Origin of the sequence: Azorhizobium oxalatiphilum, assembly GCF_014635325.1 — a bacterium.
GTDB lineage: Bacteria > Pseudomonadota > Alphaproteobacteria > Rhizobiales > Xanthobacteraceae > Azorhizobium > Azorhizobium oxalatiphilum.
Window position 1 is genome coordinate 340,773 of record NZ_BMCT01000001.1, and the last position, 16,895, is coordinate 357,667.

12 protein-coding genes are annotated in these 16,895 nt (G+C 66.3%); 4 read left to right on the forward strand and 8 right to left on the reverse strand.

Annotation, left to right across the window (positions count from 1 at the left end; all coding sequences use genetic code 11):
- Positions 1-94: 94 nt before the first annotated feature.
- From IEW24_RS01595 to IEW24_RS01630, 8 genes are all read right to left on the reverse strand, one after another.
- A complete protein-coding gene (locus IEW24_RS01595; protein WP_244644084.1) occupies positions 95-598 on the reverse strand; it encodes a DUF1993 domain-containing protein in 504 nt (167 codons plus the stop codon).
- 199 nt (positions 599-797) lie between these two features.
- Complete coding sequence (locus IEW24_RS01600) at positions 798-2,657, reverse strand: ABC-F family ATP-binding cassette domain-containing protein (protein ID WP_188574778.1); 1,860 nt, start codon at positions 2,655-2,657, stop codon at positions 798-800.
- A gap of 75 nt (positions 2,658-2,732) precedes the next feature.
- Entirely contained in the window at positions 2,733-3,872 is a 1,140-nt protein-coding gene (locus tag IEW24_RS01605) for an acyltransferase family protein (RefSeq protein WP_188574780.1), read from the reverse strand.
- A 7-nt stretch (positions 3,873-3,879) separates the two neighbouring features.
- On the reverse strand, positions 3,880-5,358 hold the full coding sequence (locus tag IEW24_RS01610) for a pyridoxal phosphate-dependent decarboxylase family protein (RefSeq protein ID WP_244644086.1): 1,479 nt from the start codon (positions 5,356-5,358) through the stop codon (positions 3,880-3,882).
- Positions 5,359-5,961: 603 nt separating this feature from the next.
- On the reverse strand, positions 5,962-6,612 hold the full coding sequence (locus IEW24_RS01615) for a ChrR family anti-sigma-E factor (protein WP_188574784.1): 651 nt from the start codon (positions 6,610-6,612) through the stop codon (positions 5,962-5,964).
- Positions 6,609-7,187 (reverse strand): sigma-70 family RNA polymerase sigma factor, encoded by a 579-nt coding sequence (locus IEW24_RS01620; protein WP_188574786.1) that lies wholly within the window; start codon positions 7,185-7,187, stop codon positions 6,609-6,611. Before IEW24_RS01620 ends, IEW24_RS01615 begins: the two co-directional genes overlap by 4 nt.
- Positions 7,188-7,616: 429 nt before the next feature.
- The gene (locus tag IEW24_RS01625) at positions 7,617-8,543 is read right to left on the reverse strand and encodes a response regulator (protein WP_188574788.1); all 927 of its coding nucleotides are present in this window, start codon (positions 8,541-8,543) and stop codon (positions 7,617-7,619) included.
- Positions 8,533-11,901 (reverse strand): hybrid sensor histidine kinase/response regulator, encoded by a 3,369-nt coding sequence (locus IEW24_RS01630; RefSeq protein ID WP_188574790.1) that lies wholly within the window; start codon positions 11,899-11,901, stop codon positions 8,533-8,535. The genes IEW24_RS01625 and IEW24_RS01630 overlap by 11 nt, the downstream gene beginning before the upstream one ends.
- Before the next feature lie 464 nt (positions 11,902-12,365).
- Between IEW24_RS01630 and urtA the strand changes: the two genes are divergently transcribed.
- The 4 genes from urtA to urtD all read left to right on the forward strand — a co-directional run bounded on the left by urtA (position 12,366) and on the right by urtD (position 16,885).
- On the forward strand, positions 12,366-13,646 hold the full coding sequence (gene urtA / locus IEW24_RS01635) for an urea ABC transporter substrate-binding protein (RefSeq protein ID WP_188574792.1): 1,281 nt from the start codon (positions 12,366-12,368) through the stop codon (positions 13,644-13,646).
- 385 nt (positions 13,647-14,031) lie between these two features.
- Positions 14,032-14,958 carry an urea ABC transporter permease subunit UrtB gene (gene urtB / locus IEW24_RS01640; RefSeq protein ID WP_188574794.1) on the forward strand — a complete coding sequence of 309 codons (927 nt, stop codon included), beginning with the start codon at positions 14,032-14,034 and terminating at the stop codon, positions 14,956-14,958.
- A gap of 10 nt (positions 14,959-14,968) precedes the next feature.
- Complete coding sequence (gene urtC, locus IEW24_RS01645; protein WP_188574796.1) at positions 14,969-16,102, forward strand: urea ABC transporter permease subunit UrtC; 1,134 nt, start codon at positions 14,969-14,971, stop codon at positions 16,100-16,102.
- Between the two features lie 15 nt (positions 16,103-16,117).
- A complete protein-coding gene (urtD, locus tag IEW24_RS01650) occupies positions 16,118-16,885 on the forward strand; it encodes an urea ABC transporter ATP-binding protein UrtD (protein ID WP_188574798.1) in 768 nt (255 codons plus the stop codon).
- Positions 16,886-16,895: the final 10 nt, after the last annotated feature.

The window sequence follows — 16,895 nt, forward strand, 5'->3', positions numbered from 1 at the left end:
GGAACTATAAGGGGATTTTGTGTCTGTCGGCTGCGTATCCGCGCCGTGTCGCCGCTGGGTGCCGGATGCCGGCACCCAGGGCTCTGAAAACGCTTCAGGCCTGAAGGTCGAGGAAGTCCCGCTTGCCGACGGCAACGCCATTCTCCCGCAGGATGGCGTGGGCGGTGGCGAGGTGGAAGAAGAAGTTGGGCACGGCGAAGTTCAGCAGATAGGCATCGCCCTTGAAGCTGCCCAGCGTGGAGAGGCTGATCTCCTTGTCCTCGCTGCCGGCGAAGGCCGCCGGGTCAAGGCCCTGCAGATAGGAGATGGTGTTGGCGATCCGCTCCTGAAGCTCGGGGAAGGTGGTCTCGGTGTCGGGGAACTTCGGGGACGGCGTGCCGGAGAGGCGCTCGCCGGAGAATTTGGAGGTGTCGCTCGCCCGCTGCACCTGCCCGGCCAGCGACAGCATGTCGGGGGCGAGGCGTGCATTCACCAGAATGCCGGGTTCGAACTTGCGCTCGGCAGCGTAGGCGGCGGCCTTCTCCAGTTCCTTGGCGAGGGCGGCGAGCCCCCGGCAGAAAACGGGAACCGAAGCCTGATACATGGAAAGTGCCGTCATAGGTCCTGCCCGTATGCGTGTGTCGCGGTCATATGTGCCGCTTCGCGCTCACAGGTGAGGATCGCCGATGGCAGGCGCAAGTGCAGCTGACGCTTGGTCATGGCGTCAATCTGCGGGCTTGCGGGCGCTGGGCGCCTCTGCGGCACGCCGGAGTGTGTCGCAGAACGCTGGCTCAATAGTGAAACTGGCCTGTGGCCCTTCAGCTCTCCAGCGCTTCCAGCTCGCCGCTGGCTTCCAGCCACTGCTCTTCCGCCGCCGCCATGGCGGCAAGGGCTTCCTCGCGCTGGCGCTGGAGGCGCGCGGCGTCGTTGGGGAATTTCTCGATCTTCGGATCAGCAAGACGCTTGTCGATGGCGGCGATGTCCTTCTCGCCCTTGGCCATCTGCGCTTCCAGATCGCGCACGCGCTTGCGCAGGGCTGCGGAGGCATCGCTCTCCGCATCCTCCTCTACGGCCGGGCCCTTGTCCTTGCGGCCGTCGCCGGTCATGCGGCCGGCCTTGCTCAGCACTTCCGAGCGATACTGGTCGAGGTCGCCGTCATAGGGTTTGACCGCCCCGCCGCCCACCACCCACAGGCGGTCGGCGCAGGCTTCCAGCAGATGCCGGTCATGGGAGACGAGGATCACCGCGCCGGGAAAGTCGTTGATGGCGGTGATGAGGGCGGCGCGGGCCTCGATATCCAGATGGTTGGTGGGCTCGTCGAGGATCAGCAGATGGGGCCCGTGGAAGCAGGCGAGGCCCAGCAGCAGGCGGGCCTTCTCGCCGCCGGAGAGCTGGGACACCTTGGTGTCGCCGGCGGCGGAGGAGAAGCCCATCTCGGCGGCGCGGGCGCGCACGCGGGCTTCCGGGGCGTCCGGCATCAGGCGGCGCACATGCTCCACCGGGCTGTCGCCCACGCGCAGCTCGTCCACCTGATGCTGGGCCAGATAGGCGATCTCCAGCTTGTCCGCCCGCACCACGCTGCCCTTCTGGGGCTGGAGGCGGTCGGCCAGCAGCTTGGCGAAGGTGGACTTGCCGTTGCCGTTCGGGCCGAGGAGCGCGATGCGGTCGTCCTCGTCGATGCGCAGGTTCAGCTTGCTGAGGATGGGCTTGTTCTCCACATAGCCCACGTTCACGTCGTTGAAGACGACGATGGGCGGGGAGAGCAGCTTTTCCGGATGGCGGATGGTGATGTGGGCCGGCGCCTCGGAAATCTCGTCCGCCAGCGGCTCCATGCGGGCCAGCGCCTTGAGGCGCGACTGCGCCTGCTTGGCCTTGGTGGCCTTGGCGCGGAAGCGGGCGACGAAGGCTTCCATGTGGGCGCGCTGGGCTTCCGACTTCTTGCGCGCCTTCTGGTCCAGCAGCAGGCGCTCGCGGCGCTGCCGGTCGAACTGGCTGTAGCCGCCGCGATAGAGCGTCAGCTTGCCGTTGAAGAGGTGGAGGATGTGGTCCACCGACGTGTCCAGCAGGTCGCGGTCATGGCTGATGAGGACCACGGTGCGTGGATAGCTGGCCAGATAATCCTGAAGCCACAATGTGCCTTCCAGATCGAGATAGTTGGTGGGCTCGTCCAGCAGCAGCAGGTCCGGCTCGGTGAAGAGCAGAGCGGCGAGGGCCACGCGCATGCGCCAGCCGCCGGAGAATTCCGAGCAGGCGCGCGCCTGCGCCATCTCGTCGAAGCCGAGGCCGGAGAGGATGCGCGCCGCCCGCGAGGGGGCGGAATGGGCGTCGATGTCCACCAGCCTTATCTCGATCTCCGCGATGCGGTGGGGATCGGTGGCGGTTTCCTTCTCCTTCAGGAGCGAGGCGCGCTCGATGTCGGCGGCCAGCACGCGCTCGATGAGGCTGTCCGGGCCGGCGGGGGCTTCCTGCGCCACCCGGCCGATGCGGGTGCGGTTGGGCAGGCGGACGGTGCCGCTCTCCAGCTCCAGCTCGCCCATGAGCGCCTTGAACAGCGTGGTCTTGCCCGCGCCATTGCGGCCGACGACGCCCACGCGGGCGTTCTCGGGCAAGGCAGCGGAGGCGTGGTCCAGCAGCAGGCGGCCTGCGATGCGCAGGGAGATGTCGTCGAGCACGATCATGATGGGCACCTTCTCGCAGGCGCGAAGGCGAAGGGCAAGGCTGGCGTGCGCAGTTTGGAATGCGGGCGGCGGTGCTCAGAGCGTGGCGAGGCGCGCCCGGCCGCGGGTGCGCAGGGCTTTGAGGCCGTTGAGCGTGGGCCGCTCCACCAGCCAGAGGAACGGCACCGCCAGCGCCAGCGAGGCCGCCGCCACCGCCGCGAACAGCAGGACGAGGCCGGGCGTGCCCATGGGCGCGAGGGCCACATAGGCGGCGCAGGCCGGGCCGACGATCAGCGGCACATGCACCAGATAGAGCGGGAAGGAGAGCTCGCCCAGCTTCTGGAGCAGGGGGCGCTCGAAGAAGCTGCGCAGGGCCGGGGTCATCAGGATGGAGATGACCACCAGCGTCGCTCCCGCCTCGCGCAGGCCGTTGGTGCCCAGGCTGGCGAGGATGGTATCGGTCACACCTGGCCCCGCCGCATGGCCGGAGAGCGGGGCGCCGAGGATGAGACCGACCGCGCCGAGCCCGAGGCCGAGGGCGGCGTGGGGGCGCAACAGGGCGCGGCCCTCGAAGATGAGGGCGCCGGCGCAGAAGGCGGCGAGGCCGATCTCGTCCATCATGATCAGCGCGATCGCGCCGGCCGTGAGGACCAGCATCCGCCAGCGCGGAGGCGTGACCGCATAGCCGATATAGATCATCAGCGAGCCCAGAAGCTCGGTCTTCATGGTCCAGAGCGGGTTGTTGAAGCGCGTGGTGCCTTCGAGGAACACGCCGACCGCGCCTTCCCACATGGCCTGCGACAGCGGCGGGATGGGCGGCTGGTAGGTCCAGCGGAACCACCAGCTTCCGGTCAGCGCATGGGCCTCGCGCACCGCATCGGGGAAGCCCATGAGCCAGCCCCACGCGATCACGGAGGAGATCAGCGCCGGGATGGCGAGGCGCAGGTAGCGCAGGCCCACCAGCAGCGGCGCCTCGCGCCACGAGCGGGGCGCGGAGGCGGCGAGCACGAAGCCTGAGAGCACGAAGAACACCGCCACCGAGAAACGGCCGTTCCAGAGGATCGCGAGCGGGGTGTCGGAGAGCGAGAAGCCGACCCGGCTGTTGGCGAACACCATCGGCTTGAAGGCATAGAGGAAATGGAACAGCACCACCGCGCAGGCCGCGACCCCCCTCAGTCCGTCAAGACACGTCACGCGGTCGGTGCGGGAAGCGGGGGTGGGGGCCTGTGCGGTCAAGGAGGGCTCATGCGGCTGAGGCCGTGGAGGTACGGCGTTGGCCGATATCCAGCACAGCAGCCAGCAGCGTGTCGAGATCGGATGTGCGGGTGCGGTGGTTGACGAGGCAGACGCGGATGGCGGTGCGCCCGTTCAGCGTGGTGGTGGAGGGGGCGGCGATGCCGGCCTCCTGCAGGTCCGCCACGATATCCTTGTTGAGCGCGTTCAGGGCCTTGTCGTCCATGCCCGGCGCGCCCAGATGGCGGAAGCAGACGATGTTGAGGCGGGTGGGGCTGAGGATTTCCAGCTTCGGCTGGGCTTCCACCTTCTCCGCCAGATGGGCCGCCTGCGCGATGTTCTTGTTGACGATGGCGGCGATGCCCTCGAAGCCGTGGCTCTTGAGGGTGAACCACACTTTCAGCGCCCGGAAGGTGCGCGAGAGTTCCGGGCCATAGTCGCAGAACCACGGCTCGCCCGCCGCCAGCCCGCGCTCGGATGAGGCGAGATATTCCTTGCGGCCGGAGAAGGTGGCGTAGTGGGCGCGGCCGTCGCGGATCAGCGCGATGCCGGCGTCATAGGGCACCTGGAACCATTTGTGGAAGTCGAAGCCGATGGAGTCGGCCTCGCGCATGGCGCCGGCCCGTTCGCGATGGGCCGGGCTGAACAGCGCGCCGATGCCGAAGGCCGCATCCACGTGGAACCACAGGCCCTCGCTTTTGGCGATGCCGGCCACGCGGGCGATGTCGTCCGTGGCTCCGGTGTTCACCGTACCGACGGTGGCGGCGACCATGAAGGGCTTCAGCCCCGCCGCGCGGTCGGCGGCGATCATGGCTTCCAGCGCGTCGCAATCCATCTCGCGGTCCGCATTGACCGGCACGAGGCGCAGCGCGTTGCGGCCGAGGCCGATCATGTCGAAGGCTTTCGACAGGCAGGAATGGGCCTCCGAGGAGGTGTAGCCCACCATGCCCTTGCAGGCGACGGCCACACCTTCGCGGCCCACGTCGCCGTCCGCGTGCCTGGTGCGGGCGACGGTCATGGCGATGACGGTGGCCATGGAGGTGCCGGAGGTGAGCAGGCCGCTGGCCTCAGGGGGAAGGCCGGTCAGCTCCTTGCACCAGTCCACGACGGTGCGTTCCAGCTCGTTGGCCATGTGGGCGCGCCCGCCCACGTTGCAGTTCATGAAGGCGGCCATCAGGTCGCCCAGCACGCCCTCGGCGTTGCCGGCGCCATGCACCCAGCCATAGAAGGCGGGCCGCACGTTGCCGACGCCATAGGGCAGCACCTGCGTCTTGAACTGTTCGTAGACCTCGGCCACCGGAGTGGCGCCCTGTGGCATGGGCTCGTGCAGCAGGGCTTTCGCCTCTTCCGGCGGCGGCACCCAGACGGGCGCGTCCAGCGCGCCCTGCAGATGGGCGATGCCGTCATCCACCGCCTGATGGAAGACGGCGCGCAGTGCGCTCCAGTCAGCCGGGTCGAGGGTGGGTTCGCTGACGGTGCGTTCGCTCAAGGCGCGTGTCTCCGTATGGCCCGGCCGGGCACGCATCAGCGGCGGGCGCGGGACAGAATAAGTCGAGGCAAGCTTCGCGCGCGAAGCTTGCCGGGGCGTGGGCTGGCCTGAAGCCGGCGGGGCAGGATGGCAGAAAAGCCCTCTCCCGCTTGCGGGGGAGGGTTGGGAGGGGGCCCGCCGAAGGCGGGAATTTGCGCGCGGTTATGGCATGTCGCGGCGGGTAGGGGCAGTCCCCGGTGGTCCTGCGGTGCGCCCGGTCTGCCCCCTAGCTCTCCCTCGCAAGCGGAGGGCTATCGCATATAGCAATTGCAACGTTTCACATGTTGCCACGGTGGGCCTCTGGCACCTCCCTCCCCCCTTGCGGGGGAGGGTTGGGGCGGGGGGTAATGCCCGCTCCGCAAAAGCAAGATTTCCAAAGCCCCTCGCGCCCGACAGACGCAGCCGCGGTACCCCCCTCTCCAACTCTCCCCCGCAAGGGGGGAGAGGGCGCGTTCCGCGAGAGGGAGAGGGGCCAACCCTGTTCAGCCTGCATATGCGATCCCCCTGCCCGCAAGCGGGAGAGGGGACCTGTCGCGCCACCGGCCTGAGGCCGTGTTCCAGCTGTCAGTTGGTGAAGGGCCGCAGCAGCGCGCCCAAGAGGCCGCGGAAGCGGGGGATGGTGTCCATGGCGATGATGCAGATGCAGCCTTCCTCCTGATCCGCGATCGGCGTGTGCTCCACGGTCTCGTCCGTCTCGCACAGATCGCCGGGGCCGTAACGGCCGGTCTCGTCGAAGAAGGAGCCTTGGAGCACGAAGGTCAGCTCGCTGCCGCCATGTCCGTGTTCCGGCAGTGGCCGGCCGGGGGCGGCCTTGATGAGGCCCACCGTCGCCTTGGGCGCGCCGGGAATGGTCACGGTGCTCCAGTAGACGCCGGGGCTGATCCAGATCCAGCGGCTGGTGGAGCAGCCGGCCAGTGCCTTCGGCAGGCGGATGCCCTCCGGCATGCGGGCGGCATGGCGCACCTGCGGGGCAGGGGCGGGCTCGGGCAGCGGCAGGTCGAGGCTGGCGAAGGCGCGGGTGAGCGAATCCGCTGCCATCTCCGAGGGCGGCATGCCGGTGAGGATCACGCCCGCCGCGTCGTTGAAGAAGGCGAGCCGGCGGCGCGCCTTGGCGGCGACTTCCAACTGGGCGTCCACCAGCAGGCGCAGGCCCGGCTCCAGCGTGCCGGCGGCATAGCGGGCGAGGGTGTCGTCATGGGGGAGATGGTGGGTCATGCCATATCCTCCAGAAGGCTGCGCAGGCGGGTGAGGGCGAGGCGCACGCGCGACTTGGCGGTGCCGAGCGGAATGCCCAGCTCCTGCGCGATCTGCGCGTGCGGCTTCTCCTGGAAGAAGGACAGGCGAACGATATGGGCCTGCTCGGCGGTGAGCGAGGCAAGCGCGGCGCGCACCTTGGTTTCGCGCTCCTGCGCCAGCATGCGCTCCTCGCCGTCCGGCGCATCGTCCGGCGTGTCGTCACTGTCCGAGGGCAGCTGCGCCACCGGGCGCTCGCGGCGCAAAGCGTCGATCTTGAGGTTGCGGGCGATGGTGAAGATCCAGGTGGCCGCGCCCGCCTTGGCGGGATCGAAATAGGCCGCCTTGCGCCAGACGTTGAGCATCGTCTCCTGCGCGATCTCTTCCGCCGCCGTGGCGGAAAGACCGGAGCGCATGAGGAACGTCTTCAGGCGTGGCGCAAAATGCCGGAACAGTGAGGCAAACGCATCGCGGTCCGCACGGGTGGCGATGGCAAGGATCATCTGATTGAACGCATCCCCTTCCAATGGAATCTGTGTGGAGACATCTTCGGTCATGGCCGTCCCCTCCACAGGGCACAGCCCAGCTCCAGCGCAGCCCGCTCCAGCGCACCCGGAGCCCGTGCAGCCCGAGCCTGTGCAGCCCACACGGGTGCATTCGGTTCCGATGCTGCCTGCGTCGGTGCCGGCCGCTCACGGCGGACCTGTCTGGATCTGTTCCGGATCGGGGATGCCCCGGCACGCATGTCCGCGTCCGCATCACGCCATGCGCGATGCTGCGCTTGCGTTGGGGCTACCCAACTCCACTCCGGCATACAACCGTTCGCCTTCAAGACGCTCGCCTTCAAGACGCGCACCCCCGAAAAGGGAGGACCGGGCGGATCCGTGCGCGTCAGCAAAATCCGGTCAATGCCGGTGCCTTCAGAATAGGCGACAGCGCAGCTTTGTCCAAGCGCGGCAAACCGCCTTCCAATGGCCGTTTCCGGCTCACGCAGCCAGCGCGCGCACGGCCATGGCGGCAGCGGCGGCGCGGTTTTCAACGCCCAGCTTGGCGTAGATCTGCTCCAGATGCTTGTTTACCGTACGCGGAGAAAGTCCCAGAATTTCCGCTATGTCGCGGTTGGGCTTGCCTCGGGCGATCCACACCAATACCTCCGCCTCCCGCTGGGTTACGTTCAGCGCCTTTCGCAAGACCTCTTCATCCTTCCCGCGCGCCTCGTCCATGACCCGCAGAAGGACCTCCTGCTGGCCGATCTGACCCACATAGGTCAATTTGAGGCTGCGCCCGGCCGCCGCATCCGCCACCGCCACGCTGTCCGACGGGGTGCCGGGAGCGGCATGGACGCGGGTGAGCCAGTCCAGCACGGCGGGCGGCAGCATGTAGCCCTCGCCGGGGAGGGCCGTGAACAGGCCGCCTATGAGACGGGTCGCCTGCGGCGTGCTCCACAGCACCCGGCCGTCGAGGCTGGCGGACATGAGGAAGCGGCCCGCCGCATCCAGTGCCACCTGCGCGCTCTGGGTCTGGCGGGCGTTGGCCAGATGCACCCGCATGCGGGCAATGATCTCGCCCGGCACCACGGGCTTGGTGACGTAATCCACCCCGCCCGCATCTAGCCCCTTTACGATGTGCTCGGTCTCCGCAAGGCCGGTCATGAAGATGACCGGCACATGGGAGAGGGCTTTCAGCGTCTTCAGCCGCCGGCAGGTCTCGAAACCGTCCATGCCCGGCATCATGGCATCCATGAGGATGACGTCGGGCGTGATCTGCTCCACGAGGGCAAGGGCGTTGGCCCCCTCCACCGCGACCAGCACGGTGATGCCGGCTTCCTCCAGCGCATCGGTGAGCAGGCTTAAGGTCTCGGGGCTGTCGTCCACCACGAGGACGATGTCCCGGCGTTTGGCGCTATGCATCATGGGCGCGCAGAGCCTCCAGAACCGCCATGTAGCGGTTGAGATCGAAGGTGCGCACGATGTCGTTCATCTCCCTGACGAACGGCTCGTGCTCGGGGCTTTCGGTGGCGAGGGCCTGAAGCTTCGCCTGTATGCCCCGCACGTAGCCGATCTGGCCGAGCTTCAGCAGCTCATCCAGATGGCTGGCGGCGGGGGGCTTCGCGGGAGCGGGCGGGACCGCCGGTACATCCGGCGCATCCTGTTGGGTGGTCCATTCCAGATTGAGCTGGACCCGGATCTTTTCGAGCAGCGCACGCAGGTCCACCGGCTTCACGCAGGCATCGTCATGATGGCGCGGCTCGGCATCGCGCACGCCCATCTCGCCTGCATTGGCCGAGATCATGATGATGCGCGCCTCCGGCGCCACCCGCGTGCGCAAGGCGGCGGCGGCCTCCCAGCCGGTGAGGCGCGGCATGGAGACATCCAGCAGCACCAGATCGGGGTCGGTCTGGCCCGCCATTTCGAGGCAGGCCAGCCCGTCTTCCGCCGTGAAGACGATGAAGCCCAGCGGGCGCAGCATCTCGCACATGAGATCGCGATGGGCGGCATCGTCATCGGCCACGAGTACGGTGCGGGCGGGGCCGGCATAACCGGAGATGCGCAGTTCGGCGGGGGCGGCTTCATCCCGGCCTTCGACCTGCGAAAGCAGCAGGCGCACGCGGAAGGTACTGCCTTTGTCCAGCACGCTCCTGAGCGAAATCTCACCACCCATGATCTCGGTAAGCAGCTTGGTGATGGTGAGCCCGAGGCCGATGCCCATGGCGTTGAAGGCGCCGCCGCGCGAGCCGCGCTCGAACGGCTCGAAGATGCGCCCCGTCTCCTCCGGCGCGATGCCGATGCCGGTGTCCTCGATCTCGAATTCGGCCACCTGATTGCGATAGCTGACCCGGAGCGCCACATGCCCCTTGGCGGTGAATTTGATGGCGTTGGAGAGCAGGTTGATGAGGATCTGCCGCAGTCGCTTCTCGTCGGTGTGGACCACGGCGGGCAGGCGGTTCGAGCGCACATGGATGAAGTCGATGCCCCGCGCCTTCGCCTGAAGGCGGAACATGTCCACGATCTGGTCCAGAAGCTCGCGGATGCGCACCTCGTCGCGATAGAGATGCAGGCGTCCGGCCTCGATCTTGGAGATGTCCAGCAGGCCGTCGATGAGGCCGGACAGATGCTCCGATGAGCGGCGGACCACCCGCACCGCATCGCGCCTGTGGGCGGGGATGGTGGGATCGCGCTCCAGCAGCTGCGCATAGCCGAGGATGGCGTTGAGCGGCGTGCGCAATTCGTGGCTGATGCCCACCACATAGCGGCTCTTGGCGAGGTTGGCGGCCTCGGCCACTTCCTTCGCCTTCTGGAGCTTGGCGTCGGTACGCTTGTGGGCCTCGATCTCGCGCATGAGCAGCGTTGTCTGGCGCTGGCTTTCCTCCTGCGCCACCCGGCGGCTCTCCTGCGCCAGCACGAACAGCCATGCGACCACGCCGACGATGATCATCAGCACGAAATAGAGCGTCCACAGCGTGGTCTTGATGGCCTCGCCATGGGCGGGGCTCTCGAACCGCGCGTGGAAATAGATCATGGCGAGGATGCCGCCGATGACGAGCGCGAGGATGGACTGGATCGCCAGATAATGGCCGACGCGGGAGTTCAGCCGCGCCACCACCCTGCCGGGGAGCGCCGCGCCGAGCACGCCGAGGATCTGGTCGGCCATGCGGGCGTCGGTCTTGCAGCGGTCGTGGCAGCGGGCATCCAGCGTGCAGCAGAGCGAGCAGATGGGCCCGGCATAGACCGGGCAATGGGCCATGTCCTCGGTCTCGTATTTGTGCTCGCAGATGCAGCAGCGCACGAGACCCTTGCGCCATTCGGTCTTGGGTTTGCGGGCGGTGTAGTAGCGCCCCTTGGTGGCAAAGGCGATGGCCGGTGCCGTGAGGAAGGAGACGATGAGCGCGATGAAGGGCGCGAACGCCTGCGCCAGCGGGCCGAGGCCGCCGGAATAGGCGATCACCGCCACGCCCGCGCCCGCCAGCACCGCGCCGACGCCCACCGGGTTGATGTCATAGAGATGGGCGCGCTTGAACTCGATGGTGGGGGGCGAGAGGCCGAGCGGCTTGTTGACCACCAGATCCGCCACCAGCGCCGCCACCCAGGCAATGGCGACGATGGCGTAGAGACCCAGCGTCTCGTTCAGCACCTTGTAGATGCCCAGCTCCATGAGCAGGAGCGCGATGGTGACGTTGAACACCAGCCACACCACCCGGCCGGGATGGGAATGGGTGAGGCGGGAGAAGAAGTTCGACCAGGCGATGGAGCCGGCGTAGGAATTCGTCACGTTGATCTTGAGCTGCGAGACGATGACGAACACGCCCATCAGCAGCAGTGCCGCCTGATGGGACGGGATCATGGCGCTGAAGGCGACGAGATACATCTGGGTGGGCTCTGCCGCCTTGTCGAGCGGCACGCCGCTCTCCAGCGCCAGATAGGCGAGGAACGAGCCCACCAGCATCTTGAAGGCGCCGGGGATGATCCACCCCGGTCCGGCGGCGAGCATGCCGCACCACCATTTCATGTTGCGGCCCGCCTGCGCGCGGGGCAGGAAGCGCAGGAAATCCACCTGCTCGCCGATCTGCGCCACGAGGGCGAACACCACGGTGGCGGCGCCGCCGAGGGCATAGAGATTGAAGCTGCCGTCCTTCGGCCCGACGATGCCGTTGAAGTCCATCCAGTGCTGCACCTCCTCGCCGCGATGGGCGATGAGCCAGATCAGCGGCACGATGTGCAGGATGAGCCAGAGCGGCTGGGTCCAGGTCTGGAACCTGCTGATGAAGGTGATGCCATGGGTGACGAGCGGCACCACCACCAGAGCGCTCAAGACATAGCCCACCGCCAATGGCACCCCGAGGCACATCTCCAGCGCCAGCGCCAGGATGGCGGCCTCGATGGCGAAGAAGATGAAGGTGAATGAGGCGTAGATCAGCGAAGTGACGGTGGAGCCGATATAGCCGAAGCCCGCGCCGCGGGTGAGCAGGTCGATGTCCACGCCGAACTTGGCGGCGTAGTAGGAGATGGGCAGGCCGGTGAGGAAGATGATGAGGCTGACGGCGAGGATGCCGGCCACCGCATTGGTGAAGCCGTAGGAGAGCGTGACCGCCCCGCCGATGGCCTCCAGCGCCAGGAAGGAGATGGCGCCCAGCGCGGTGTTGGCGACGCGGAAGGCCGACATGCGCCGCGCGCTCTTGGCGGTGAAGCGCAGGGCATAGTCTTCCAGGGTCTCGTTGACGACCCATTGGTTGTACTGGCGTCGAACCCGGACGATACGCTGTTCCGCCGCCATGGACGTGCGCCCCGTCTGCGAACTGGCTGAAGGGCCCCCTTGGCTCATCGCTCCCCGAACAATTCTTTTTCTGGATTTGAGGCAGGAGAGTAAGGGCCTGCCCTTCGTTTCTTCAAGATATTTAATGTCTGCAATCCAGGCGTGTGTTCTGCGTCTTGTCCTGCCCCCGCACGGCGCCGATCCGGCGTTGCCGCGGGTGTTCCAATGATCAGTATTGGCCGGATGTCCCGTCCAATGGGACATTATGCCTTCGCGCGCGCACGAAAAACCAGCGCACGGGAAAAGCCCGCCCCTGAAACACAGCATAGCCTGCATTGATGCAGCGCATATACGTCAATCGACGTATTGCTGCACTGCCCACCTCCCGTGAAGCATGGGGCATCGCAGGTTCGATCCTGAATCTGCCGGGGCGGGTCCAGTTTAATCAAACAATCTGGTTCCACATTTCCGTGGAGGGAAGAGTCATGTCTTCAAGTGACGACCGTCAGGACAAGATGAGCGCCACGCGACGCGCCGTACTTCAGGGCATGGCGGCCCTGCCGCTTGCTTCGGCTGTTCCGGCGACGACCATGTTCGCCTCCGCCGCGCGGGCCGATACGCCGCCCACGTCTGCGGTGAATACCACCGGCCTTGCCGTGACCGACACGGAAGTGACCGTCGGCATCCTGCATTCGGTCACTGGCACCATGGCCATTTCCGAGACCGGTTCGGTGCAGGCGGAAAAGCTCGCCATCGAGCAGATCAACGCCGCCGGCGGCATCCTCGGCCGCAAGATCAAGTTCATCCAGGAGGACGGCGCCTCCGACTGGCCGACCTTCGCCGAAAAGGCCAAGAAGCTGCTGGTGCAGGATAAATGCGCGTCCGTGTTCGGCTGCTGGACCTCCGCCTCGCGCAAGGCGGTGCTGCCGGTGTTCGAACAGTATAATGGCATGCTGTACTATCCCACCTTCTATGAAGGCCTGGAGCAGTCCAAGAACGTGATCTACACCGGGCAGGAGGCGACCCAGCAGATCATCGCCGGCCTTGACTGGGTGGTGAAGGAGAAGGGCGCCAAGACCTTCTATCTGCTGGGTTCGGACTATATCTGGCCGCGCACGTCCAACAAGATCGCCCGCAAGCACATCGAGAATTTCCAGAAGCTGAAGGTGGTGGGCGAGGAATATTTCCCCCTCGGCCACACCCAGTTCAATTCGGCGATCAACAAGATCAAGCTGACCAAGCCGGACGTGATCTACGCCATCATCGTCGGCGGCTCGAACGTGGCCTTCTACAAGCAGCTCAAGGCGGCGGGCTTCGACCTCTCCAAGCAGACGCTGCTCACCATCTCGGTGACGGAGGACGAGATCCAGGGCATCGGCGGCGAGAACATCGCGGGCGCGTTTGCCTGCATGAAGTACTTCCAGTCGCTCGACAATCCGAACAACAAGGCGTTCGTCGAGGCGTTCAAGAAGACCTATGGCGACAAGATCGTCATCGGCGACGTGACGCAGGCCGCCTATCTCGGCCCCTGGCTGTGGAAGCTCACGGTCGAGAAGGCCGGCTCCTTCGACATCGACAAGGTGGCGGCGGCCTCGGCGGGCGTCGCCTTCGACAAGGCGCCGGAGGGCTATGTGCGCATCCACGAGAACCACCATCTGTGGAGCAAGACCCGCGTCGGCAAGGCGAAGGCCGACGGCCAGTATGAGGTGGTGTTCGAGACCGCCGACCTCGTGCAGCCCGATCCGTTCCCGAAGGGCTATCAGTGAGCGAGCGCTCATAGAGCGGCCCAAAGTTCAGGAACACCGTCATGCCCGGGCTTGTCCCGGGCATCCACGCCGTGCCGACAGAGCAGACCACGGAAGGCTGTCCCCAGCCCAATCCCGTGGATGCCCGGAAGTCGGCAGGAGCCGACTTCCGCAACTAGAAGCCAAAGTCGGAAACATCCGACTTTGGGATCAAGTCCGGGCATGACGGTTCTACTGCTGCAAGAACGGTCCTCTGCTCTGCCCCCTCCCTAACCCTCCCCCGCAAGCGGGAGAGGGGATCTGTCGCGTGGGGCGGGGAGGGCGTGCCCGCACACGTCCTCACGCCGCGCACGCTTTCGCCGACCCCGAAGCACATCACCCCGAAACGATCACCGGGAACCCGCGCATGTTCATGGGATACACGCTCAGTGAGCTTGGCTCGATCTTCGCCATGCAGGCCTTCGCCGGCCTGATCCTGTTCTCGGTCTTCGTGCTGATGTCGCTGGGCCTCGCCATCATCTTCGGCCAGATGGGCGTGATCAACATGGCGCACGGCGAGTTCATGATCCTCGGCGCCTATATGACCTACCTCACCTCCCAGCTGTTCCAGAGCTATCTCCCCGGCCTCTACGGCATCTACTTCTTCGTCGCCATGGGGGTGGCCTTCCTGGTCTCGGGCTCACTGGGCATGCTGGTGGAGTGGAGCATGATCCGCTTCCTCTACAAGCGCCCGCTGGACACGCTGCTCGCCACCTGGGGCCTTTCGCTCATCATGCAGCAGGCCTTCCGCTCCATCTTCGGCGCGCGCGAGGTGGGCGTGGAACTGCCCGAATGGATGATGGGTTCGCTGCCCGTCACCGACACCATTGAGGTCCAGATCAACGGCCTGTTCGTCATGGGCCTCACCATGCTGATCGCCGTCGCCGTCTATCTGCTGATGTTCCGCTCCCGCTGGGGCCTTCAGGTGCGCGCGGTGGTGCAGAACCGCACCATGGCCGGTGCGGTGGGCATCTCCACCGAGCGGGTGGACCGCAACACCTTCGGCCTCGGCTGCGGCATCGCCGGCATCGCCGGCTCGGCCTTCACCATGATCGGCTCCACCGGGCCGACGGCGGGCCAGCTCTACATCGTGGACACCTTCCTCGTGGTCGTCTTCGGCGGCGCCGCCTCGCTGGCCGGCACCATCGCTTCGGCCTTCACCATCTCGCAGGCGCAATCCACCATGGAGTTCTTCATGTCCGGCTCCATGGCCAAGGTGCTCACGCTGCTGGTGGTGGTCGGCATCCTGATGCTGCGCCCCGAAGGCCTGTTCGTCCTCAAGGTCCGTCGCTGAGGAGGCGCTCATGAAGCCCGCAATCGCTCCCGCTTTCTCCCTCGGCCTGAAAGACCTCATCGGCGTCGTCATCCTCGGCCTCGTGCTGGTGGTGCTGTTGCCCCTCGTGCTGGATCCCTTCCGGCTCAACATGGTGGGCAAGTATCTCACCTATGCCTTCGTGGCCGTGGGCCTGGTGCTGTGCTGGGGCAATGCCGGCATTCTCTCCCTCGGGCAGGGCGTGTTCTTCGGCCTCGGTGGCTATTGCATGGCCATGTATCTGAAGCTGGAGGCCTCAACCCCCGAGGCCACCAAGATCCAGTCCACGCCGGGCATTCCCGATTTCATGGACTGGAACCAGCTCACCGAACTGCCCTTCTTCTGGGTGCCGTTCAAGTCGCTGGGGCTTTCGCTCGCCGCGGTGGTTCTGGTGCCGGCTGCGTTCGCGCTCATCATCGCTTATGCGCTGTTCAAGCGCCGGGTGGGCGGCGTGTACTTCGCCATCATCACGCAGGCGCTGGCCGCCATCATGACGATCCTCATCGTCGGCCAGCAGGGCTATACGGGCGGCATCAACGGCATCACCGATCTGCGTACCCTGCACGGCTGGGACATCCGCACCGACAGCGCCAAGACGCTGCTCTATTTCGTCAATGCCGGCCTGCTCATCGGTGTCATCCTGCTGTGCCAGTTCGTGCGCCGCTCCAAGCTCGGCCGCATCCTGGTCGCCATGCGCGACAAGGAGGACCGGGTGCGCTTCTCCGGCTATGACGTGGCCTCCTACAAGATCTTCGTCTTCTGCTTCGCCGCTGCGCTGGCCGGCGTGGGCGGGGCCATGTTCACGCTTCAGGTGGGCTTCATGTCGCCCTCCTTCGTGGGCATCACCCCCTCTATTGAGATGGTGATCTATACGGCGGTGGGCGGGCGCCTGTCCCTGCTCGGCGCGGTCTACGGCACGCTGCTGGTGAACTGGGCCAAGACCTCCTTCTCCGAGAGCTTCCCGGAGCTGTGGCTGTTCGGCCTCGGCGGCCTGTTCATCGCCGTGGTGCTGCTGTTCCCGAACGGGCTCGCCGGCCTCTACCGCGCCTATGTGGAACCGCGCCTCGGCAGCCTGTTCGGCCGCAAGGGCGCGGAGCCCAAGGCCTCTCCCGCCCCCGCCGAGTGAAGGAGGACGCAAGCGATGAACGCGACCCCCATTTCCGATCAGATGGCGCCGGACTTTTTGCTGGCAGTGGAAGGGCTCACCGTCTCCTTCGACGGCTTCAAGGCCGTGGACGACCTCTCCTTCTATGTGGATGAGAACGAGATCCGCGTGATCATCGGCCCCAACGGCGCCGGCAAGACCACGGTGCTCGATCTCATCTGCGGGCGCACCAGGGCCACCGCCGGTTCGGTGAGGTTCAAGAACACCGAACTCACCAGGCTCAAGGAATACGAGATCGTCCGCGCCGGCGTGGGCCGGAAGTTCCAGAACCCGTCCATCTATGACGATCTCACCGTGTTCGAGAATCTGGAGATTTCCTATCCCAGGGGGCGCGGGGTGGTGGGCGCGCTCACCTTCAAGCGCGATGCGGCGGTCAAAGAACGGGTGCAGGAGGTGGCGGAGACCATCTTCCTCGCCGATCACCTCAACCAGCGGGCGGAATATCTCTCCCACGGCCAGAAGCAGTGGCTGGAGATCGGCATGCTGCTGATCCAGGATCCGGAGCTGCTGATGCTGGACGAGCCGGTGGCGGGCATGAGCGTCGCCGAGCGCAAGAAGACCGCTGAGCTGCTGAACAGGATCATCAAGGACCGCTCGGTGATCGTCATCGAGCACGACATGAAGTTCGTGGAGGACATCGCCCACAAGGTGACGGTGCTGCACCAGGGCAAGATTCTCTCCGAGGGGACCATGGCCAAGGTGCAGTCCGACCCGAAGGTGGTCGAAGTCTATCTCGGGCACTGAGGAGCCGCAC

Excerpts from the sequence above, each read along its gene's own strand:
- IEW24_RS01595 (WP_244644084.1), bottom strand. The coding sequence starts at position 598 with ATGACGGCACTTTCCATGTATCAGGCTTCGGTTCCCGTTTTCTGCCGG.
- IEW24_RS01600 (WP_188574778.1), bottom strand. The coding sequence starts at position 2,657 with ATGATCGTGCTCGACGACATCTCCCTGCGCATCGCAGGCCGCCTGCTG.
- IEW24_RS01615 (WP_188574784.1), bottom strand. The coding sequence starts at position 6,612 with ATGACCCACCATCTCCCCCATGACGACACCCTCGCCCGCTATGCCGCC.
- IEW24_RS01620 (WP_188574786.1), bottom strand. The coding sequence starts at position 7,187 with ATGACCGAAGATGTCTCCACACAGATTCCATTGGAAGGGGATGCGTTC.
- IEW24_RS01625 (WP_188574788.1), bottom strand. The coding sequence starts at position 8,543 with ATGATGCATAGCGCCAAACGCCGGGACATCGTCCTCGTGGTGGACGAC.
- IEW24_RS01630 (WP_188574790.1), bottom strand. The coding sequence starts at position 11,901 with ATGGCGGCGGAACAGCGTATCGTCCGGGTTCGACGCCAGTACAACCAA.
- urtA (WP_188574792.1), top strand. The coding sequence starts at position 12,366 with ATGTCTTCAAGTGACGACCGTCAGGACAAGATGAGCGCCACGCGACGC.
- urtB (WP_188574794.1), top strand. The coding sequence starts at position 14,032 with ATGTTCATGGGATACACGCTCAGTGAGCTTGGCTCGATCTTCGCCATG.
- urtC (WP_188574796.1), top strand. The coding sequence starts at position 14,969 with ATGAAGCCCGCAATCGCTCCCGCTTTCTCCCTCGGCCTGAAAGACCTC.
- urtD (WP_188574798.1), top strand. The coding sequence starts at position 16,118 with ATGAACGCGACCCCCATTTCCGATCAGATGGCGCCGGACTTTTTGCTG.